The sequence below is a fragment of the Allocoleopsis sp. genome (genome assembly GCF_036703385.1).
GTDB lineage: Bacteria > Cyanobacteriota > Cyanobacteriia > Cyanobacteriales > Coleofasciculaceae > Allocoleopsis.
Window position 1 is genome coordinate 1 of record NZ_DATNPA010000340.1, and the last position, 17,497, is coordinate 17,497.

Genomic DNA, 17,497 nt, shown 5'->3' on the forward strand with positions numbered 1-17,497 from the left:
CATTGTGCCAATGGTAGGGGCAATCCGTCGCTACGAAGAGGCGATGCTTCCAGAGGTGAAGCAACGCATGGCAGACTCGTTAACCGTACTCAAACAGAATCAGCAGCAGATTGGCAAGGAATTTTTTCAAACTTTATTTGAAAAGTACCCCTTCATGCTGCCGATCTTTGGACGGACGAACATGGATTATCTGTCGTTGAACCTATTTCAGGTTTTGGAATTCTTGGTTCACTGCTTCGAGGGTGGCAGCAGAGATCAACTGATTAAAGATCTGCGTTTGTATATCTTTAAATAGCATTGACACAAATGGGAGTGGAACAATCTCTATCGAGGAACTGATTGATTTCTCGCAGCAATCCGGGCTACCCATGTCTCTAAGTGAGTTGAACGCTCTGTTTATTCGCGTAGATGTTGATGGTAGTGGCGAGATTGACTTCGAGGAATTTGAGGAGTTGTTACTCCAGCAGTTAGGAGCGCAGGTAAATAGTGTTGATGATATACCCTCCTGCGCCTATCCGGCTATAGCAGAAAACCTGCTGATCATGCTTGAGAAGCACGTACCACGCTTTACTCTAGAGTTACGGCTGGCATGGCAGACGTTAATTGATCGCGCTATCAACGTTGGGTGGTTCCCGCCACCGGAGGCAGTGCCTGTCCCGTGTGGCATCACCAGATGCGTGATTTTTATTTAGAGCCAGCCTATCATCATGCGGCTGATCGCTGGGCCGTTGAAGATGGAATTGAGCTGGAAAACTATGCCAGTGCCACCCGTGAAGACGACAACAAGCAAGACCGGATTCTAATTCTCTACGCTTCCGAAATGGGAACAGCAGAAGGATTGGCGCGGAGAGCCGCTCGTCAACTCCAGCGCTTCCGTCCCAAGGTGATGGCGCTGGATGAATACAATACCGACACCATTACCTCTGAAAAGCTGCTGCTTGTCGTTACCTCCACGTTTGGCAATGGCGAAATCCCTGGAAATGGCAAGAAATTCCTGGAGTGGTTGAAGAAACAGCCTGCGGGTTCCCTTGATGGGTTGAATTATTCCGTCCTGGGTATTGGCAGTACGGTTTACGAACACTTCTGCGCGGCGGGAGTTGCGGTGGATAAAGCACTGGCGAAGGCAGGAGCAAACTGCATCGTTCCACTGCATAAAGGGGATGAAATTAAGGGACAAGCCGACACGTTCAAACAATGGCTGGGACTCGTTTCTCGCGTACTCGGTGAGGATGCCACCTCTGCCGATGCCACAGCTGCAAACACACCCAAACTAAACGTTACGTTCTTGAGTGAGGCGGAAGCAGCAAACGTTTCACCTCTAGAAGTCAGTAGAGATAGAGGTATCGAAGTTCCTGTCGTTGCCAATAGGGAATTGCTCAAAGAAGTGATTCCCGGTAGCCGTTCTACCCGCTACATCGTCTTTAATATTTCGGGTACTGATTTACAGTATGAAACAGGCGACCATGTTGCCGTTTATCCTTGCAATCCACCGGAACTGGTCAACCGCCTCTGTGAACGACTGGGTGTCACATCCAACACCTACTTTACAGCTCAATACATCACACCGGATGGTACTGAAATGGAGGATAAACCTCCCGTTGCCGTACCGACAACTGTCAATCAGGTACTGTCGGAAGAACTCGACCTGGCATTGCGGGAACCGTTCAACGATTTGCTGACTTACCTGCACTCTGCATGAAGTAAGAAAAGCGCTTCACGAGCGATGTTCGGGGCGTTCAGTTACACTTCAAGCAAGCCATCAAACAAGTGCAACATGACAACTATTCCAAAGCTGAAAAACGGCTCAATCGCTTGCAGCAGTCGGATTCTCTAGAAACAGAACAACCCCAATTGGCAGTGATTTCCGAAACACCTAGCGTTTCCACTGCCTCACTCGTCTCTCCTACAGAATTACCACTTACAAATACTGAACTATCAGTTAGTAATGATGACGCCAAGACAGAGGAACGTGGGGAAGCAGAGATTTTGAGCGATGGCTATCCGTATCACCAAGTCTCTACCTCTGTGCCTCAACCCCAACCTACCCCTGATGAATATATCCCCCAAGGGTCATCGAAGCCGCGATTTTCTAAGCTGGAGGTTTTGGGTGGTGAGGCTTGCACTGGATTGGAAGCGGGACTGTTGTTTGTCGCTCTCCGCAGTCTGCTGCCATCGCCAGGAATCAGCATGGGACTCTGGGGAATGATTGTAGGGGGTTTGATTTTTGCCTACTACCGCCGTCTGATTCCAGCTAAAGCTATGGCGCTTATTGCTGGATTAACGCTTGTGGCTGTTTTGTTCATTCCAGCGTTACACAACGGGTTACCAATGGTGTGGGCAATTATGATACCCATTTTGGCGGCAGTATTTGCGATCGCAGTGACAACAGTGTTTCGCCCTGTTTCCAAATAACTCCTAATCCTTCAATTCTTGGAAGATTCAAAACAAGAAATTCTTTTTGAGAACTCTAAAATGAGAGTCCAGTATCTCATTGACCAGTACAGGAGAATGTGGAATCGGTTTAATTATTTTCTCACTCTGCATGGTTTCTGCTAATTAGGGTTGCATACTGGCTAGCTCTAATTGTCCTGGTATTCAAGTAAAACTTGATAGGTCAACAGTTAGGCTCTGTTGAAGACTTCAGGGTATTCTATGATTAAAAGCACACTTGTATTTATTGGAGTGCCTTACATGGTTTCATCAGATCTAATCTCAACATTGAGAGGGCTGAGTCGTTCAGACAAGTTCTATATCATGCAGATTTTAATCTCGGAACTAGCCCAGCAAGAAACGGATCTAATTAAACCCGATCAGTCTTATCCAGTGTGGTCACCCTATGATGCGGTTGAAGCAGCAGATACGATGTTAAAAGTGCTACACGCTGCCAAAACTCAAGACCATGCGTAACGCTGAACAGTATCCATTTGTCTCTGGTGATACTGCATTAGGCGAAGCCAGTTTTCGTCCGTACTTGCCCTTTACCCTGGTTCATCAACAAGGTTCTGTTACAGTATCTGGTCTATTAGATACTGGAGCAAGCGTCAACGTACTACTGCACGATCGCAATTACCCTGTGCTATCGGGAAGGAGACATTACTCACCCCTGGCAGGATGCTGGAACCGTCACGTTTGCCACCCAGGAGTGCCTGAATGGAGAACGCAGCGCCGAGTTAGAATTTCCGCTCGCCACTTGGAACCAGGCACCCCAATTAAAGCTGAAAACTCGCCTGACTCAAAGCAGCAGTGAGGGGAGTAGTAGCACGGTTACAGTATTCAGTAAGCAGAATACTTCTCGTCGGCGCAATCCCAAGATGGCCCAAAAGGTTGAGGTTGAGCTGCCTCAGCCCATACCTCTTACTTCACAAGAAGAGGTAATTGTCAAGGATGTGTGGAATAAGCTACGAGCGTGGAAAGAACTGCAACTGGAAAAATTTTTCAAACGCCTGCTACTAGAGGAACCAGAATTAGAGTATTTGTTTGGGGAAGCGATCGACAGCATCGCCGACTTTTTCTATGAGTTATTTGATTGCGCCATTCACCAACTTCAGCCTGAAACTCAAGTGATTGTGGGTGAACCTCTGATGGGTGTACCACCCGAAGGGGAACACGGGTGTAAAACTGTTGCGGACTACGGGCGTTTGTTTGCCGATGTAAGAATGCGCCCGGAGCATTGGCTCAAAGCACAGCAGGTTGCGTGTAAGATATAGAAATCTATATATTTTTCAAGTTCGGAGAGATTTAGTTATAAACTCAGGAGCAAAATATGTCATTAAATGTTGAATTGTTAGAGCAAAGTTTCGAGCAGATAAAACCTCGTGCTAATGAATTCGTAGCCAGCTTCTACGAAAACTTATTTGCTGCATATCCAGAAGTGCAACCAATGTTTGCTCAAACGAATATGGCAGAGCAGCGAAAACATCTGTTAGCAGCTTTAGTCTTGGTGGTACAAAATCTCCGTAAGCCAGAGACTTTAGAAGACGCTCTTAAAACTTTAGGCATCAAACATGTTAACTATGGGACAATGCCCGAACATTACCCCGCCGTTGGGGAAGCACTGCTGACAACTTTTGAACAGTATCTCCAGCAAGATTGGACTCCTGAAGTTAAGCAAGCATGGATAGATGCCTATGGAGTAATTACGCAAGAGATGCTAAAAGGTGCAGACGCAGTATCTGCTTAGTTACAAGGAAGCTTATCAACATTTTTAAATAGAGGTAATCATTAAAGCGAAGGTGACGATGGTCGATCACCAAACTGCCTCCCGCCAATTCCTGACTCATGATTTACGCGAGAAGAAAGCCGGACGGGAATGCCCCGGCGATTGGGGTTGGGTGGTTCCTGCTACCGGGGGGAGTGCTTGCCCAGTATGGCATCACCAGATGCGTGATTTTTACCTGGAACCAGCGTATCACCATGCAGCCGATCGTGAATGACAAACGGCACTTTGCCTTTTATGCCATGCCTCACATTGCCATTTCTAAAGATGGGGAAGTGGGCAATGTCTACCGCTATGGCATCCAAAAAGTTTCTCATGCTTGCGGTGCCCTGGAGGCGATCGGTAAAGAACTTTTATCCGGTCGGCTCAAGTTAGAGATGGATATGCAAGATGTCGAACAAACCATCATTCGGCAAAAGATTATTTCTAGCATCAACTATGGAGACAAACCGGATTTAATCGAAATCACAAAACTAGCATCCCAAATCATCTCTCAAGATATCCAAAATCTTTTCAGTGTCGTTGATACATCGGTATTCAAATATGCCGTCATGACTGGAATTCAAATTCACGGTCCGATGGATACAAACTGGATTTATCCCCAAGAGTTTTATGTGGTTGGCAGCGATATTCCGGGAGGGAAAGAACACCTTTCAGTCTTCGAGAATCTCGAACAAGACCAAGAGTTGATCATGCAGCCTAGTGCGGTCGGTTAGGAGATTAATCTCTTAACAGCGGTACACTTTGACCTCTCTCCTTGTAGGAGAGAGGCTTTGATTCTTACTCCCCTTCCCATCCTGGGAACTAGACCAACTGCATCCCAACAATCATTCAAAAGGGTAAGAGCGAGCGCTTTCTTCACCTGGTTCGTCTTGACGTGCGATCGCACACTGATCAGCATGACATAGTGTCCCCAGAGTCAGGGGGTAGGTTCCGTTTCAAATCTTGCCTGTCAGTGAGAGCGATCGCTAAAACACAAAAGGTATAACGTTAAGCTAGTCAGCAATACTATTTCACAAGTTAGTTAGGAGCAGTGAGGAGATGACTCAGAGTCCCGTTCATCAGGTTAGTGAGACTATCCCCCAAACACTCAATGGATATGACCCTAATGTGTTTCCAGCATTTCATCACACGCTCTCTACTCACTTTCCAGGGGCATTACCCATGACCAAGTACATGAGAAAGACGTTCCAAAGCTTGAGTACCTACGGTTTTTGCGATGAAAACACGATGGGAATGATAGCAATTTGTCGGGATGAAATTGCTGAACCCCTATTTGCCGAAGTGATTCGATACTGGGGGAAAACCTTTAATTGTTGCAGCTTAGCTGGATTTGTCATGATGGGGAAAACTGGGTTAGCGGCGGCGACAGACCATACCCCTATCGTTGATGGCATCCGTCGTTTTACCTTTTATGCTATGCCTCACATCGCTATTTCTAGACATGGCGATATTGGCAAGGTGTATCGAGAGGGTCTTCAAAATGCATCTCATGCCTGTGGAGCCTTAGAAACAGTTGTTGAAGAGTTAGCCTCAGGCCACCTGAAGCTAGAAATGGATATGCAGGATATTGAACAAACCATTATTCGGCAGAAAATTCTATCAACGATTACCTATGGGGACAAACCCAATTTGATAGAAATTACGAAATTGGCATCTCGAATTATTTCTAACGATGTCGAACATCTTTTAGATACCCTAGATCGCTCTGTATTTACCTATGCCGTCATGACCGGCATTCAAATTCATGGCCCTCTAGGTACCCACTGGATTTATCCGCAGGATTTCTATGTTGCCGGAGCTGATCTGCCTGAGGGAAAGAAACGGATTGAAGTGTTTCAAGTGACAACTCAATGAACTACTCCTAGCGTCTACGGCTTAGGCAGTTTATGATAGTTTATCTGTTAGACTTGCTGGAAGCTAGGTTTGTAGTGAGGAATGCGAGTCCTCTCGCAATGAGCGCTGAAGCGCTCACTACAAACCTGATTTTATTAAGGTAATTAACCAAACATTCTCTAGCGGCAAAATTGAACTATTCTGCTTTAGTTTTAGAGCGTTCTTGTGATGCTAGACGGTTGACACTATTTAATAAATACCAAGTAATTAGCAAGCCGATAGCCAAACTAATAATTGAAGCAGGTTGTAGACCCCTCAAAAGGGTTAGTAGGAAATTGATAACCTGATAAGCCATACTAGCCAGAATTACGTTATTAATAGTATTGGGGGAATTAACCAGTAATTTTCGGATTGAGATACCGATGTAAAAGTAAGCTATAGAAAATACAAGACCAATCAATCCGACAATCAGAAAAAGGGGACTGAATGAGGACAAAGAAAGCGAACTTGTACTTCCTAGGAAACCGAATACAGCAACAACAATAAAATAAGCTTTGAGCGAACCCACAGTTTCTCGCATAGCTATGACCTATTTTTCGCTTAGAGATCTGTTTAAAGTTAGATACTCATTATGCGATAGGTGATATCAAGTTCGGTAGTAGCATTATGTTATTGGTAAGATTTGTTCATGATTTATGGGTCTTTTAATCTAAAATCGAAAATCCAAAATCTAAAATTCCGAGTCAATTGATGGGTCGGCCTGTCAGTATATAGGTCATCATCTCTCCCTTACCTTTAATGGGGATGATTCCTCGCTCTTTAAAGGAGTATTTATTTTGTAATATCTTGTAGGTTGTAGATGAGACTTGAATGCAACCCGCTAGACCGTAGGATTCCATGCGGCTAGCAATGTTCACCGTATCGCCCCACAGGTCGTAGCTAAACTTGTTAGTCCCAATCACCCCAGCGACTACAGGCCCAGTGTTTATCCCGATTCGCATGGTTAACGGTTCACTGATGTCTGTTTGAAATTGGGCAACGACTTCAAGCATATCGATCGCCATTTCTGCGATCGCTTCTGCATGATCGTGTCGTGGGATGGGCAAGCCTCCAACAGCCATATAGGCGTCGCCAATTGTCTTAATCTTCTCTACACCGTGCTGTTCCGCTAACCGATCAAAGGCGGAGAAGAGTTTATTGAGCAAGCTAACCACTTCAATGGGCGATCGCACAGCCGCCAGATTGGTAAAGTCAACAATATCAGCAAACAAGACGGTTACGTCGGCGAAGCTATCTGCAATGGTATGTTGACCGGCTTTCAACTGCTCAGCGATCGGCTTGGGCAAAATATTTAAAAGTAGATGCTCAGCTCTTTCCTTTTCCGCTTGCAATTGCTCCAAATAGAACTGCTCCTGATCGCGTAAGCGCTTCTTCTCCAAACAGTTACTAATTCGGGCGGCGAGCAATACAGCATTGAAGGGCTTGGGTAGATAGTCCTCGGCACCCAGTTCAATGCACTCAACAACACTGTTAATATCATCCACTGCCGAAATTACGATCACTGGAATATGGCGCAGGGTTGGGTCAGCTTTTAGATGCTCTAGCACTTGATAGCCGTTCATCTTCGGCATCATGATATCCAGCAGTACCAGATCGAATGGCTCTTTTCCCATCAGCTCCAGTGCTTGTACTCCATCTTCTGCTAGGGTGACCTTGTGCCCCTGTCGCCGAACCCGACGAGCCAGTAAGTCGCGGTTCGCTTCATTATCATCAACGACCAACACACGGCCTTGTTCAGGTTTCATGACGTAACTTTTTTCTCTAATAGCGCCTGAATCTTACCGAGTAGACGTGAGAACTCGATGGGTTTGGTATCATAGTCATCGCATCCCACCTCCAAGCACTTTTCGCGATCGCCTGCCATTGCATGAGCGGTTAGGGCGATGATGGGAATCCCACTTGTTTCAGGTGCAGCTTTGAGTTGCTGCGTGGCTTGCCAGCCATCCATTATGGGCAAACTCATATCCATCAAGATGAGGTCGGGTTTCTGTGACTGAGCCAGCTCAACCCCCTGTACTCCATCCAGGGCAATGAGAACATCATGTCCCTTGCGCTGCAAACGTCGAGACAGCATATCTCGGTTCATCTCGTTGTCTTCGACCAAAAGGATTTTTGACATTCGTCGTTTCCTTCCAACGATTACGGCTGATTGTGGTATAGCTACAGACTACGTGTCGAGGTTCCCTGACCAACAGAGGCTGAGACGAGATTGCGAACTAGGGTGAGGAGTTTATCACGAGTGTATGCCCCTTTTTGCAGAATATTTTCCACACCGCCATTGAGCTGTAGGCGGTCTTCTGGAGTGAGTTCTTTAGCTGTCAGAACCACTACCGGAATAGAACGCCACGATTCATGTTGTTGCAACTCATTGATCAATGCAAATCCGTCCATTTGGGGCATCATCAGGTCAAGCAGGATTAACTCCGGTTGATTGTCCTTCATCCGCTCCAAGGCAAGTAGGCCGTTTTCCGCCTCCGTTACTGTCCATCCTTCTTTCTCCAAGAGCCGACGCATCATCTCGCGAGTTGACGCATCGTCTTCAACCAGAAGGATCGAGCCGGAGGAACGATCTTTTTGGTATTTCTTGAGAATAGCACTCAGACGAACACGGTCAATCGGCTTAGTCAAGTAATCTGACGCACCCAGGGCGTAGCCCATAGTTTTGTTATCCACTATCGTTTGCATAATTACCGGAATATCCGCCAATTCCGGGTCAGCCTTCAGCGCTGCGAGCACTACCCAGCCATCCATACTCGGCATCATCACGTCCAGAGTAATGGCATCTGGTTGCAATTCCTTGGCAAGGCGCAATCCTTCCTCGCCACTCAATGCACTTTCTACCCGAAATCCCTCCTTAACCAAAAAGCGTTGCATTAGGTCATGCACCGTTGGGTCATCATCAATCACAAGGACTGTCTTGGCACCAACTGGCAGAAGGTTTGATTTCAAGGGTAAATGTTGTGGGGGCTGTACTTTGGGGTCGAGTACCCGTGCCGGAACAACAATGCTAAAAGTGGAACCCTGACCCATTTCACTGGAAACCGTAACGTCTCCACCCATCATCTGACAGAGTTTCTTGGTAATAGCCAACCCCAAACCCGTTCCACCATACTGGCGTGTGGTTGACGCATCCGCCTGAGAAAATGCTTCAAATAGCTTCGACATTTGCTCAGAAGTCATACCAATACCCGTGTCAGTTACTTGGAAGGAAATCCAATCTTGATCACCGAGTGAGGGAGTGAGACATGGCTCCTGATCTCCTTTCTCACTAAGGCTCCGGCTCCCTCTACTCACCGCGAGGGTAATCGTACCCTGATTGGTAAACTTGCAGGCGTTACTGAGCAGGTTAAATAGGCTCTGACGCATTTTGGTCAAATCAGCGTGCATGGAGCCGAGTGGGTTGCCAAACTGTAGGTTGAGGGTATTGGCGTTCTTATCCACCAAGGGCTGAATCGTCGTTACTACATCCTGAACCATGCTGCTGATATCGAGGGTTTCCAGATACAGTTCCATCCGTCCCGCTTCAATCTTCGAGAGGTCGAGGATGTCGTTAATCAGTCCCAGTAAATGCTTGCCTGCTGAGTAAATCTTCTGCAAGTCGGGAATGAAGTCTTCTTGCCCTAAGTCTTCGGCTTCCTCTTGCAACATCTCGCTGTAGCCCATGATCGCATTGAGGGGTGTACGCAGTTCATGGCTCATATTGGCGAGGAATTGGCTCTTGGCGCGGTTGGCTGTTTCCGCTGCTTCTTTAGCCTGTTGTAGTTCTGCTTTTGCTCGTTCGCGTTCGGTGATGTCGTTAATCAGTGAGGTGACGCCAGCTACCGTTCCGTTGTCGTCAAGCAATACCGTGTTGTACCAATCACAAGTGATGATGTTGCCATCTTTAGTAATGTTTTCATTGGTACTGCGAGTCCCACCCTGTTGTGAGAGCAGGGATTGCCAAACTTGGTTCACATGCTCTCTGGCGGTTTCGGGAACGAGTAATCCAGCGGCATGGCGACCTACAGCTTCACTTCTGTCATAACCAAAAATGGCCTGTGCTGCCGGATTCCATTCCACCACTTCAAAATTCACATTCCACTCAATTACGGCTAACGAAGTGTGTTCTAAATGAAATGAAAGTCTTTGTTGGGATTGTATGAGTTCTTCTTCTGCCTGTTTGCGAGGAGTAATGTCTTGAACCGTACCTTCGTAGTAGAGTAAGGCTCCCTCGTCATCGCGGACAACACGCGCATTCTCGGAAATCCAGATTATTCTACCGTTTTTGCCATAGACTTGAGACTCGAAATCTGATACAGTTCCATTTGCTTGAATCAAATGCCTGAACTCTGAGCGGCGGTTGGGGTTAACATAAAGCTGCTGCTCAATATTGGTGAGATTAGCAATCAATTCCTCTGGTGACTCGTAACCATAGATGCGTGCGAGTGCAGGGTTTGCACTGAGATAACGCCCATCAGGAGTGGTCTGAAAAATTCCATCAACGGCATTTTCAAAAATAGTGCGATATTTCTCTTCAGCTTCTTGCAAGGCTTCCTCTGATTCCCGGCGCTTGTTCTGAGAGCGTGCAAACGCCAACAAAACATAAATGATGGCTGCCAGAGCCAGCAGAGAAAAAGCCAGGATGAGATATTTTTTAGTAACAAAACTTTTGATGCGTTTTTCTAACGACTTATCCAGGGCAGAAGAGACCTGGTCATAGAGTTTTAACTGAGCCTCAATGGCTTTTGTCCCGGCTGCTAAATAGTCGGCTTGCTGAACCGCTATGTTGCGATCGCCCTTGGGGCGGTGGCGAAGCCAATCGCTCATCATTTGCTGATGGATGAGTGCCAGAAACTCATTCGTAGCCGTAAAGGTTGCTTGGGTATTCGTTTCTAGTTGAGGTTTCAGCTTAGGATTAAACCAAAATGCCACTTGCATTCCTCTTTGGACTGCATCATTCGGTGATTTGATTAAACTGGATAGAATGGTAATCTGTGCTTTTTCATTTTCAGCGATGATCTGATCTGCCACTATCTCTGCATTTAAGTCTCTCACTTGAGCCGTTGCGGCAATCGCAGGCGGAAGCTTAGTGACCACAGCATCCATGAGATAATAACTATCAAGAACTGGGTCAGTAATCAAATTTGAAGTATCTCCGACATGGAGAATTAATGACAGCAGTTCGTCAATTAATTTCGTATGGGCTTCAAAGCTTACTTGAGGACTCAGGTTCAATGCATTGCCTTTCATTCCCTGCCATTTTTGCTTAAAAGATTGCCAGTTTTTTGTCGTTTCGAGGGTAGCCCCTAACTGGCGATCAACGGCATCAATGGATTGGATACCAGCTTCTATTTGAGACTGCTCAAGTGTAATTTTTTCCTTGAGGCTTTTATCATTGCTTAAATATTCACGGGTAAGGCGGCGATGCTCTAGGAGATTTTCTAGAAGACCTCTTAGACTATGGTTATACTTAACTCCCAGCCGCTCCTTTTGCGCAAAGTTAGTCCCTACATTAATTTCGGCTATCAGTTGATAGACAACTACAGCAAAAGGCAGAATGAAAATGAGAAACAAGCTAAAGAGCCTAGATTGCCCTGTTACTTGCTTGAGTAGCTTTTTCTTCAAGGGGACAATCTCCTATTTTTTTTATCAGCTATTGAGCTTGGCGGGAGCGCAATTGTGTCGCCCAACCTGAACATTTGCTTGTAGATGGATAAATAGAGATTGGGGAGCCAGTTGAGCGAATGCCTAACCACAAGGCGCTAACGCCTACTCAGATTGATAATGGCGTCTTACAATCTTTGTCCAGGCTGAGACCTGGACGGGGTAGTTGAAAAATATTTCTCAAAGCAGATGACATCTGACTATCTTAATCTATGTTGCCAGCAGAAGAAAACGGTAAAGTTAGGTATGATGTGCGAAGTACATTGCTCCTAGCACCGCTTCCTTGGGGCAGGGGTTAGGGAATAGGTCGGTAGCGGATAAGGCCAATACAGGAAAAACAAAGGATGCGATCGCATCCCTTAGGGAAGTACTTACGAATAAGCCCTGTAATGTCAGCAGCATTCGGCTTAGGTTGAATGTCACTGACTTAAGCAAAAAGTAGTCGTTCTTTGAAAAAAACCCAGATTGGGGGGTTTCCCCCCAAACCCCCCACTGGGGGACGGAGTGCCTACCTAGAGACCCCCTGCACAAAGGTTGGTTGGTAAAGTAGGAAAGTTCTTAAGTCAGTGCCATTTGGCTTAGGTCCGTTGACCCTGGAAAATTATTTAGTCCTGAAGTTAGATTATTGGAAGCATCTTACGCTTTAAGCACACGACCAAAAATGGAACTGTCTCTCCCAATGCTCTAGTTCCTAGCCCGCTTGCGCTATTTTTAGGTCACAATCAAGAATTGAGCAGGGTGTATTTCCTCAACCCAACGATTGCTGGTTCAACTGATACGGATGAGGACGTGCGCCCTTAGCTGTGTGGGAGGTACTCAGCAATCAGTATCAAGGCCGATCGCGCTAGGCGTTGGGTTGAAGAAAAGAAGCGTTAGCAACCTCTGTAGAGGACGTGTAACCATTTTCTTTCATTGTTCTTTACTAAGGTTGCGAGTAAACCAACCGTGATACGCTGCCCTTAATCATTACTGTTTGCATGTCTACCCGTAAGCCAAGCTCCAATGTGGAGAAAGTCTCGTCAACGAAGGATTTAACGATCTGTGCCAATACACAAAGTCAGAAGGAGAAGTCCAACGTCTCTTCGGAAGAAGAGTCTCTGCGATCGCATAATCTCCTTGATGAGCTGGTAAACGCTTTTTTAGAGGACGATCAATTACAAGACGAGGACGAGGAACCCATAAAGCAGGTTAAGCCAAAGTCAAACGGATTGATTCATTTCCAACGCCATAGTCAGCTGTTGATGGCAGTGGTAGAACCGAGTACGTTTACGCTGCGTTATGCCAATGACTACTTCTGTAGTCTGCTGGGTATTGCGGGAACTTACTCAGAGTTGGAGGAGCGAGAAATTCACTTACCGGATTTATTGCCTGACTTGAAGGGGACAGCCGTTGACTCTTTGTACCGACAGCACATCCTGCATCTGATACTCCGTGATATTTATCACATTCAGGTTCCTCCGTTACGACTACTGGATCAACCCGTAATTGTTTCCTTGAGAAGTCCTCTCTATCCAGAATCTCGTTTGATTGAGTTAGCGTTTCGCTCAGAGCAACTGAAAATTTACCGTCTAGATTCTCAGATCGATGAGTTGGCAGATTTGGATTTGCAGCCGTTGAGGATTGAGGATGGTTCGGCAAGCTCAATCGATTGGGAACGGTTGGAAGCTTGCAGACAGCGATTGCGATTGGATAATTACCGACTATCCGGACACCTTCTATTGGAAGGGTCGGATGTGACGGAACGGGAAACGATTCGGCATATTATTGGGTTACTCATTGACCGTGACTCGATTCTCCGTCCCGATAAGTTCCGCCGGATTAATAAACGGTTGCGATCGCTATTTCGTGCAACCAATAGCCTAATCCTGAGCACGGAAAATGAACATACGCGGTTGTTTATGAGTACGGAGCGTAAGGAATTAAGAGCCACGGTTCACTCCTTGGAATCTCTAGCTGGGTCACACTTTTTGCGCTCAGCCGATGCCAATCGCGTCTGGAACGTTCCTGACTTGAGCCAAGATTGCCAAACGGACTGTGAGAGATCGCTTCTGAATCAAGGTGTTCGCTCTATGTTACTCATTCCTTTGGTTGTTAGACCCCTGAAATCAAGCAAGGGTTCGCGGCAGCTAGCAGGAATTGTGGGAATCATTAGCGATCGCTCTCATAATTTTGATGGCGTCGATTGCAAATATGCCGAAGAATTAATGCCGGCTTTTACTGCTGCTCTGCGCCAAGCGATTCAGCAGCGCTTTACCAACATTCACCCGTCAGTTGAGTGGCGCTTTCTCCAAGAAGCTGAACGTCGGAGTTGGGGTTTACCCACAGAACCCATTGTTTTTGCCAATGTTCATCCTTTATACGGGATTTCAGATATTCGCGGCTCATCTGAAGAACGCAACCGTGCCATTCAAGGGGATTTACTCGAACAATTCCAGCTGGGTTTACGGGTAGTGGAGGCTGTCTGCCAGTTCCAGAAGAGTTCTTTGGGTGAACAGCTACGACTGGATTTGCTGGAATATATCGAACAACTCAAAGAACGAGTGACGGTTGATGCCGAAGTCACCGCGCTGAAGTTTTTGAGCGATCGCCTCGAACTCTACTTAGATTATTTTGCTCAATGTGGCACCGAAGCTCAAGCTGCCGTCGAAACGTACCGTCAAAGCTGTAACAACGACCACAAATCAGTCTACGTTTCCCGTGCCCACTATGACAAAACGATTAGTCAGATTAATACGCTCTTGAAACGAACCTGGGAGCGGTGGCAAGTCCGGATGCAACAAATTATCTCTCACTACTGTGACGTTGAGTCCACTGACGGCATCAATCACATGATTTATGTCGGGGAATCCATCGACTCCAAATTTTCCATTTACCACCTGCGCAGTCTCCGCTACGAACAGCTACGTGCCGTTTGTGACTGTGCTCGAACAGCATTCAACTTTCAAACCCTCTACAATACCCAGATGGAAGTGACTCATCTGGCTTTAGTGCAAGACCAGACGGTGGATATTATCCATGATGAAAACACCGAAAAACTTTTTGAGGTTCGAGGTACACGCGACATCCGCTACGAAATTGTGAAAAAGCGCATCGATAAAGCGGTTGATGAGGAATCACGGACTCGCATCACCCAACCTGGAATGGTCACTCTTGTCTATTCGACCGAAGAAGAGTGGTCAGAATATCAACAATACCTGCGCTACTTAGCTCGCGAAGGCTGGGTCGATACAGAAATCCAATCCGGCACTGTCGAGCCGCTACAAGGTATAACGGGTCTAAAATTTGCTCGTGTCCGGGTTTTACCGTCTCCCGGCTCTCCTACAGAAGTGGACGAACAGGAATTAGTGACTCCCAGTGATGCGGTTGAAGAAACCGTTTCTGAATAGAGGACTAAAATACAGACGGTTGAACCCAATCTCCTTAAGGGGGCGGTTATTGTCTGCCCCCTTAGTGTCGCTATCCTAATTGATGGCTTCTACCAATACCGATGAGTTTATCTGTTGACCATCGGCACCCAGGGTGGTAAGGTTGATGTTCAATTCAAGCGCTTTTCTAATATCAAGGCTAAATTGACGGTTTAAAATCAACTGAATCTTTGGCTGGAAAGACAATTCTGTATGCTTTTGCAGTGCCTCTAGGGATGTCAGCAACCTCTGCCTATCGGGTAGAGGCAAATCCCCCATTAAGCTATCAGCTTCCCATAACATTTGCTCTTGTGCTTCTGGAATAAGCTTCACCCAATTACAGAGCAATAAGTTGCGCTCTACAATAGTCAACTTCCATTGAGATTCAGGCATGTTGCTTGTCTTGTATAACATTCCGATACCTTTTCCTAATCTAGAGAGTGAATGTGAAGAATTTGTCAAAGAAGCACTCTTTTGTGTGAAGTAATGGTGAAAAAAGCGCTGTAGGTATCCGTGCTGACTCTCTCTGAAGAAGCGATCGCTACAAGGCGGGTACAGCAGTAATCATCATGGGCGACGATTTTCCGTAGGGGCTTGGAGCCTCTGAGAAAAGCCCCAAACCCTTGCGCAGCAAGCACGGGAGGTTTACTTTACCTCTACTATTAGTAGAACCGAAGCTCTAGGATACTCCCTCTTCTGGCGGCTCTAACTGACTGATTTCAAGAATGCCCATGAGTCCATCTGTAGGACATCTGCACAGAGGTTGTTGTTCTGGATGCTAAGTTCAAGTGGGTTTTTGATATCGGAACTTGACGAATTACCCAAAATCCGAGTTATTTTGCACTGGACTTCTTCTGGTGTATGGTCTTTCAGTGTTTCAAGCAATGTCAGCAACTGCTGCCTATCGGGTAGAGGCACAGCCCCTATCAATTCGTCAGCTTCTTCTAACATTCGCTCTTGCGCTTCTGGCATCAGCTTCATCCAATTAGAGAGCGAGAGGTTGCGCTCTATAATGGTCAGCTTCCATTGATAGTCAGGCATATAGCTTATTTCATCTCACCTTTCATTTTTCTTCTTTCAGAGGTTTGTTGGTGTATCCGGACAGTTTTGTCAGGCCATTCGATTTTAGATTTTAGATTTTGGATAATGGAATTGTCCCCACGCATGAAACTCGGGGGCTTCCCGGCTGCAAAGCCCCTACAAGATTAGGATTCTCTAATTGGTAGAACTTGGTGCTACGCCGCCTACAAGCTAAGTCACCCAAGTGCGATCGCTAATCTCCTGAAAAGCTACGGCAATAATCTCGTTCCTTTTGTCAATTTAAAGTAGAACACTCATACCCAAATAAGTTGACTACCCCTTTTTTTAAACCAACCACAGAGGCTCAGAGTTCGCCGAGTATATAACACAAACAAAGGAGGTTATAGAGCTGATTTGGTATTAATTTCTACCCTGTAAAAAGGCAGTTTGTGATTTGCACAAACCGCCCATTTAGCTATCCTTTTCCTATTACTTATTCAAGGTTTAGCTGGCTGGCGGACAGCCAACCTGAATCTGATAACCTCCTGCCTCAACGACAAAATCATCAAAGTCGTCATCTTTTATTGCACCGGGTAGCCCATCATCATCCCAGGCGATGCGACTGCCGACCACCCCACCGTGATCCCCAGAATCTAAACTTCCATCAAACGCAGCGGCTAAGTTGCTAGAAGACAAAACAGTGCGTCGAGTCTGACCCGTGGGGCTAACGGATTCTAGGTAAAAACCATACCTAGTATTCGCCTTAAACGTGAACTCAGCTAACCGATTTTGTACAGTTCCGCCATCGACTGTCCCTAGATAATCGAATTGCGTACCGATATTGTTTGAGCCAGAAGAGCGAGTTTGACGCTCTCCACTTCCGTAGGCGTCAAAGGGTTTGGCTTCTTTAAACAGGACTCCTACCGGTTGATTGGTATCGAGGTTGATGATACCCAGGGTTGACTGATAAGCTCCATGAGACTCTTTGAATTCAAATTCAACCGTAGTGTCTTCTGAAAATTCAATCACTTGATTGGTAAAAGAGTCTTGAGCTCGAACAGCAGTTGCAAATGAACTGATTAGTCCTGCTACCATTGCTCCCATTAACAACCCAAGCCCAGCGATACGTTTGCGCTTGATTTGCCTCATTGTTCTTGTTCCTATCTCCTCACTACAAAATTGCTGTTCAACGGAGCGAAAAGGGAATGGGGAGAAGCGTTATAAAGTTAGTAAGTTAGCAGCTTTAAAGTCAAACCTTCAACCTTCGACCTTCAACCTTCAACCTTCAACCTTCAACCCAATCCCTGTGCTGAGCACC

20 protein-coding genes are annotated in these 17,497 nt (G+C 46.3%); 12 read left to right on the top strand and 8 right to left on the bottom strand.

The genetic code is table 11. The annotated features are described in order from the left end of the window. The 11 genes from V6C93_RS16835 to V6C93_RS16880 form a co-directional block, all read left to right on the top strand. A partial coding sequence (locus V6C93_RS16835) for a hypothetical protein (protein WP_333477824.1) occupies positions 1-295 on the top strand: 295 nt, incomplete at its 5' end. Between the two features lies 1 nt (position 296). Then, positions 297-692, top strand: coding sequence for an EF-hand domain-containing protein (locus tag V6C93_RS16840; RefSeq protein ID WP_414644195.1), 396 nt, complete (start codon positions 297-299; stop codon positions 690-692). Next, entirely contained in the window at positions 626-1,699 is a 1,074-nt protein-coding gene (locus tag V6C93_RS16845; RefSeq protein WP_333477825.1) for a flavodoxin domain-containing protein, read from the top strand. Before V6C93_RS16840 ends, V6C93_RS16845 begins: the two co-directional genes overlap by 67 nt. 68 nt (positions 1,700-1,767) lie before the next feature. Then, positions 1,768-2,412: a hypothetical protein gene (locus V6C93_RS16850; protein WP_333477826.1), complete on the top strand. Its 645-nt coding sequence runs from the start codon at positions 1,768-1,770 to the stop codon at positions 2,410-2,412. A gap of 279 nt (positions 2,413-2,691) precedes the next feature. Then, on the top strand, positions 2,692-2,907 hold the full coding sequence (locus V6C93_RS16855; RefSeq protein ID WP_333477827.1) for a hypothetical protein: 216 nt from the start codon (positions 2,692-2,694) through the stop codon (positions 2,905-2,907). Next, positions 2,900-3,247 carry a hypothetical protein gene (locus tag V6C93_RS16860; RefSeq protein WP_333477828.1) on the top strand — a complete coding sequence of 116 codons (348 nt, stop codon included), beginning with the start codon at positions 2,900-2,902 and terminating at the stop codon, positions 3,245-3,247. Before V6C93_RS16855 ends, V6C93_RS16860 begins: the two co-directional genes overlap by 8 nt. A gap of 64 nt (positions 3,248-3,311) precedes the next feature. Further along, the gene (locus tag V6C93_RS16865) at positions 3,312-3,707 is read left to right on the top strand and encodes a hypothetical protein (protein WP_333477829.1); all 396 of its coding nucleotides are present in this window, start codon (positions 3,312-3,314) and stop codon (positions 3,705-3,707) included. A gap of 56 nt (positions 3,708-3,763) precedes the next feature. After that, the gene (locus tag V6C93_RS16870; RefSeq protein ID WP_333477830.1) at positions 3,764-4,180 is read left to right on the top strand and encodes a globin family protein; all 417 of its coding nucleotides are present in this window, start codon (positions 3,764-3,766) and stop codon (positions 4,178-4,180) included. A gap of 58 nt (positions 4,181-4,238) precedes the next feature. Then, positions 4,239-4,433, top strand: a complete 195-nt coding sequence (locus V6C93_RS38305; RefSeq protein WP_349262743.1) for a nitric oxide synthase oxygenase — start codon at positions 4,239-4,241, stop codon at positions 4,431-4,433. After that, positions 4,339-4,932 carry a hypothetical protein gene (locus tag V6C93_RS16875; protein ID WP_349262744.1) on the top strand — a complete coding sequence of 198 codons (594 nt, stop codon included), beginning with the start codon at positions 4,339-4,341 and terminating at the stop codon, positions 4,930-4,932. The genes V6C93_RS38305 and V6C93_RS16875 overlap by 95 nt, the downstream gene beginning before the upstream one ends. A 325-nt stretch (positions 4,933-5,257) precedes the next feature. Further along, on the top strand, positions 5,258-6,073 hold the full coding sequence (locus V6C93_RS16880) for a hypothetical protein (RefSeq protein ID WP_333477832.1): 816 nt from the start codon (positions 5,258-5,260) through the stop codon (positions 6,071-6,073). Positions 6,074-6,248: 175 nt separating this feature from the next. Here V6C93_RS16880 and V6C93_RS16885 read toward each other — a convergent pair whose 3' ends face one another. The 5 genes from V6C93_RS16885 to V6C93_RS16905 form a co-directional block, all read right to left on the bottom strand. Continuing rightward, positions 6,249-6,632: a hypothetical protein gene (locus V6C93_RS16885; protein WP_333477833.1), complete on the bottom strand. Its 384-nt coding sequence runs from the start codon at positions 6,630-6,632 to the stop codon at positions 6,249-6,251. A 163-nt stretch (positions 6,633-6,795) separates the two neighbouring features. Then, the gene (locus V6C93_RS16890; RefSeq protein WP_333477834.1) at positions 6,796-7,857 is read right to left on the bottom strand and encodes an adenylate/guanylate cyclase domain-containing protein; all 1,062 of its coding nucleotides are present in this window, start codon (positions 7,855-7,857) and stop codon (positions 6,796-6,798) included. Then, complete coding sequence (locus V6C93_RS16895) at positions 7,854-8,231, bottom strand: response regulator (RefSeq protein ID WP_333477835.1); 378 nt, start codon at positions 8,229-8,231, stop codon at positions 7,854-7,856. The genes V6C93_RS16890 and V6C93_RS16895 overlap by 4 nt, the downstream gene beginning before the upstream one ends. A 41-nt stretch (positions 8,232-8,272) precedes the next feature. After that, a complete protein-coding gene (locus tag V6C93_RS16900) occupies positions 8,273-11,716 on the bottom strand; it encodes a response regulator (RefSeq protein WP_333477836.1) in 3,444 nt (1,147 codons plus the stop codon). Between the two features lie 279 nt (positions 11,717-11,995). After that, positions 11,996-12,157: a hypothetical protein gene (locus tag V6C93_RS16905; protein ID WP_333477837.1), complete on the bottom strand. Its 162-nt coding sequence runs from the start codon at positions 12,155-12,157 to the stop codon at positions 11,996-11,998. A gap of 575 nt (positions 12,158-12,732) precedes the next feature. On the opposite strand from V6C93_RS16905, the gene V6C93_RS16910 reads away from it, so the two are divergent. Beyond that, the gene (locus tag V6C93_RS16910) at positions 12,733-15,141 is read left to right on the top strand and encodes a GAF domain-containing protein (protein ID WP_333477838.1); all 2,409 of its coding nucleotides are present in this window, start codon (positions 12,733-12,735) and stop codon (positions 15,139-15,141) included. 75 nt (positions 15,142-15,216) lie between these two features. Here the strand turns inward: V6C93_RS16910 and V6C93_RS16915 are convergent, their stop codons facing one another. The 3 genes from V6C93_RS16915 to V6C93_RS16925 form a co-directional block, all read right to left on the bottom strand. Then, positions 15,217-15,552, bottom strand: coding sequence for a hypothetical protein (locus tag V6C93_RS16915; protein ID WP_333477839.1), 336 nt, complete (start codon positions 15,550-15,552; stop codon positions 15,217-15,219). 312 nt (positions 15,553-15,864) lie between these two features. After that, on the bottom strand, positions 15,865-16,200 hold the full coding sequence (locus V6C93_RS16920) for a hypothetical protein (protein ID WP_333477840.1): 336 nt from the start codon (positions 16,198-16,200) through the stop codon (positions 15,865-15,867). Positions 16,201-16,683: 483 nt separating this feature from the next. Next, positions 16,684-17,328 carry a hypothetical protein gene (locus tag V6C93_RS16925; protein WP_333477841.1) on the bottom strand — a complete coding sequence of 215 codons (645 nt, stop codon included), beginning with the start codon at positions 17,326-17,328 and terminating at the stop codon, positions 16,684-16,686. Positions 17,329-17,497: the final 169 nt, after the last annotated feature.

Bases quoted from the DNA above. Each gene is read 5' to 3' on its own strand.
- V6C93_RS16855 (WP_333477827.1), top strand. From the start codon at position 2,692: ATGGTTTCATCAGATCTAATCTCAACATTGAGAGGGCTGAGTCGTTCA.
- V6C93_RS16860 (WP_333477828.1), top strand. From the start codon at position 2,900: ATGCGTAACGCTGAACAGTATCCATTTGTCTCTGGTGATACTGCATTA.
- V6C93_RS16865 (WP_333477829.1), top strand. From the start codon at position 3,312: ATGGCCCAAAAGGTTGAGGTTGAGCTGCCTCAGCCCATACCTCTTACT.
- V6C93_RS16870 (WP_333477830.1), top strand. From the start codon at position 3,764: ATGTCATTAAATGTTGAATTGTTAGAGCAAAGTTTCGAGCAGATAAAA.
- V6C93_RS38305 (WP_349262743.1), top strand. From the start codon at position 4,239: ATGGTCGATCACCAAACTGCCTCCCGCCAATTCCTGACTCATGATTTA.
- V6C93_RS16880 (WP_333477832.1), top strand. From the start codon at position 5,258: ATGACTCAGAGTCCCGTTCATCAGGTTAGTGAGACTATCCCCCAAACA.
- V6C93_RS16885 (WP_333477833.1), bottom strand. From the start codon at position 6,632: ATGCGAGAAACTGTGGGTTCGCTCAAAGCTTATTTTATTGTTGTTGCT.
- V6C93_RS16890 (WP_333477834.1), bottom strand. From the start codon at position 7,857: ATGAAACCTGAACAAGGCCGTGTGTTGGTCGTTGATGATAATGAAGCG.
- V6C93_RS16895 (WP_333477835.1), bottom strand. From the start codon at position 8,231: ATGTCAAAAATCCTTTTGGTCGAAGACAACGAGATGAACCGAGATATG.
- V6C93_RS16905 (WP_333477837.1), bottom strand. From the start codon at position 12,157: ATGCTGCTGACATTACAGGGCTTATTCGTAAGTACTTCCCTAAGGGAT.
- V6C93_RS16910 (WP_333477838.1), top strand. From the start codon at position 12,733: ATGTCTACCCGTAAGCCAAGCTCCAATGTGGAGAAAGTCTCGTCAACG.
- V6C93_RS16915 (WP_333477839.1), bottom strand. From the start codon at position 15,552: ATGCCTGAATCTCAATGGAAGTTGACTATTGTAGAGCGCAACTTATTG.
- V6C93_RS16920 (WP_333477840.1), bottom strand. From the start codon at position 16,200: ATGCCTGACTATCAATGGAAGCTGACCATTATAGAGCGCAACCTCTCG.
- V6C93_RS16925 (WP_333477841.1), bottom strand. From the start codon at position 17,328: ATGAGGCAAATCAAGCGCAAACGTATCGCTGGGCTTGGGTTGTTAATG.